Origin of the sequence: Acinetobacter sp. YH16044, assembly GCF_013417145.1 — a bacterium.
Taxonomy (GTDB): domain Bacteria; phylum Pseudomonadota; class Gammaproteobacteria; order Pseudomonadales; family Moraxellaceae; genus Acinetobacter; species Acinetobacter amyesii.
The window spans coordinates 1-1,712 of sequence record NZ_VPEK01000125.1; the positions used below are offsets into that span (position 1 = coordinate 1).

Below are 1,712 nucleotides of genomic sequence, written 5' to 3' on the forward strand. Positions count from 1 at the left end.
AATTTTTCAGGCTCTAACAGCATATCTGCTATACGGATAGCAAATTGCTGGTAGCTTTCTGTACCTTGTGAATATTTCCCCATTTCAGGCATTTCTGACATTTTTTTTGCAAATAAATGGCGTTGTGCATCGGTCATTTTGATAAAAAAGTCAGGTGTGTTTGGGTCACGCTTAGAATCTAATTTTTTCGGTTGTTGTTTCTGCTTAAACTTGAATGAAAACCCAGTAATTGTACGCCCTTTCTTGTGTTGCTCATAAGTGGCTTTTATGTCTGTATGTTCATTGATTTGAGTAATGGCAGTTTCTAATACACGGCTTTTAAAATGGTGCATACGTTGATATTCATCATCTTCAACACCTAAATTTTTACGTAATTGTTGTAGTTCAAAAACAGGTGTTTTACCAACTTCACGCCAAGCGATTAATAACTCATAAAGTCTAGTGGCATACTTACTGGTTAGGTGTGCAACTTGTTTGGCTTCATATTTTGTAAAGTGTTCTTCTAATCTAGTGATTAAAGGAACTACATCAGGTGCGAAAGTAATTTCTAGTAATGCCAAATCATCTACATAAAAAATACGGCTTACCCAGCGAGAGCGAACGATACCTACCTTCCCTGTTTTTTTATATTCGGCTGTATAGCTAAACTGCCTGTTAAATAGATTATTTACGGCATCTTTCAGGGCTTTGTAGGATGCATCAGGTGATACATTAAATAGTTTTGCATAGTCACTAGCATGTATTTCTAGTTTGCTATCTGCCGTAATACCCCGCCCTAATTCCCTTGCATTAATGATTGCAAGCATGACTAAACGCTGTTCCGTTAGTTCTAAATTATAACTGGCGTTTATTAATGCATTATCTTTCACAACTAAACCATTCTTCATATTAAATACACGTTATTATTAATGTGTATTTACACACTATATATTTTATGTGTGTAAATCAAGAGAATTTGTGTGCTTATACAAGAGAATTTGTGTGCTTATACAAGAGAATTTGTGTGCTTATACAAGAGAATTTGTGTGCTTATATAAGCTGTAGTCCTCTCATATCAATGTTTTCAGCTTATCTAAAAGCATTTAAAAGCTTTAAAAATAATTAAAAGCCTTTCGAGAGGGGAGTGCAAACTGCCCTAGGTACTCGCTAAAGCTCGTACTCTATTGAAGCTCGTTCCTCGCTTCGTGGGGCAGTTTTTGGTTAATCCTATTTGTGAAATCTAAAAGCAAAAGCATTTGTAATGTATTCGCTTCGCTCATACTTTTTGAAAAGCAAAAGCTCCAAAGTTCGCACCCATTCGGGATGCTCTGTACCTACCGTTTAAAATCGAAAGGGAGCTTGTAATCAGAGAAAAGGCGAGGGCGAAATTTTGATGATGCTCAATCGCTCGTAGACACTCGCTCGGTTCTTATTATCTAGGTTTTAATTATTTACTGGAGCTAATCAAAGTTGTGAAACATTGCTTAAATAATAGGCGTGGAACGTGAAAAATCATAAAAAAAGCCCGAACAGGGATGTTCGGGCTATAAACTAGAAACTACAGCATTGATTTCTATAGATAATTATAACGCATTTCGTATAAGGTGTATTATGTTAATTTTAGAAAATCTTAAGATAATTATTAATGAGTGGCTTAATGAATAAAGAAATTTCTGTATTACTGCATGACGTTCCTACTCATGCAGATTACGCATGTGATGCAACAGATTTAG

General features: G+C 35.5%; 1 protein-coding gene. It reads right to left on the reverse strand.

Annotated elements, in window-relative coordinates; all coding sequences use genetic code 11:
- Positions 1-887: replication initiation protein RepM (gene repM, locus FTV38_RS17405; RefSeq protein ID WP_180023035.1), on the reverse strand; the 887-nt coding region annotated here is incomplete at its 3' end.
- Between the last annotated feature and the right edge of the window lie 825 nt (positions 888-1,712).